This is a genomic window from Streptomyces sp. PU-14G (assembly GCF_041028275.1).
In the GTDB taxonomy this organism is placed as follows: Bacteria; Actinomycetota; Actinomycetes; order Streptomycetales; family Streptomycetaceae; genus Streptomyces.
Genome location: NZ_JASKYT010000710.1, coordinates 1 through 948 on the forward strand (window position 1 = coordinate 1; position 948 = coordinate 948).

2 protein-coding genes are annotated in these 948 nt (G+C 72.4%); both read left to right on the forward strand.

Going from position 1 to position 948, the window contains the following annotated elements; genetic code table 11:
- Nucleotides 1–78: 78 nt before the first annotated feature.
- Nucleotides 79–363 (forward strand): helix-turn-helix transcriptional regulator, encoded by a 285-nt coding sequence (locus tag AB8Z75_RS34880; protein WP_369209142.1) that lies wholly within the window; start codon nucleotides 79–81, stop codon nucleotides 361–363.
- A complete protein-coding gene (locus tag AB8Z75_RS34885; RefSeq protein ID WP_369209144.1) occupies nucleotides 360–923 on the forward strand; it encodes a hypothetical protein in 564 nt (187 codons plus the stop codon). The genes AB8Z75_RS34880 and AB8Z75_RS34885 overlap by 4 nt, the downstream gene beginning before the upstream one ends.
- Nucleotides 924–948 lie beyond the last annotated feature (25 nt).

Sequence of the window (948 nt, forward strand, 5' to 3'; positions counted from 1 at the left end):
GCGCGTACGCGTACGGGGCGGACGCGTACGGGGCAGACGGTGTTGCGGGCCTGCGGCTGGATGTAGTACTCCTTATACATGAGCGAGCAGGTGCACAACAGGCTGGCGGTCGTACGGGCGGAGCGGAAGGTGTCCCGGCAGGCGCTGGCCACGGCGGTGGGCGCGCACTACCAGACGATCGGCTACATCGAGCGCGGGCAGTACAACCCCAGCCTCGATCTGGCGCTCCGGATCGCCGCCCACTTCCGGCTCCCGGTGGAGGCGCTGTTCTCCCTGGAGCCCTTCCGCCCGCTCACGGACGAGCTGTACGGCCCGGCTGACGGGCCGGACAGCGCCAACGACACGGGGAGGACGCCGCGATGACCGCGACGCGCACGAACGCCACGCGCACGAACGCCACGCGCTACGACGCATGGATGCTCAAGACCATGAACGACGCGCGCACCAAGCGGTACCACGCCACCCGGCGTGCACGGCGGCGCATCGTGGTCGCGCACATCGGGGTGACGGCCGTCGGAGCGGCGGGCATGGTGACGCCCCTCGCCGTGGCGTCCCGCTGGCCGCTGGTCGCCCTGGTGGCGGCGCTGGTCGTCTGGATCCCCCTCATGGGCCTCCTCAACTCCATGACGCGGGGCCTGCTGGAACTGCGCCCCCGCGTCCTGGACGAACGGCAGCTCGCCGAGCGCGGCACGGTGCACGCGCTGGCCTACCGGATCAGTTCCTCGGTGATGGCCGCGGCGCTGCTCAGCTTCTACGTCGCCTGGCTCACGGGCGCGGGCGTCGACGCGCTCGCCGTCCCGCTGGCGACGGCGGGGTTCGGCGTCCTGGTGCTGCACTGGCTGCTGCCGCACTGGATCGCGGCCCTGCGGGTGCAGGACGAGCCCGAGGACGACGAGCCCTGGGCTGCCCCGGACCCCACCTGACCTGCCTGTCGCCAGGAGCCCAGCC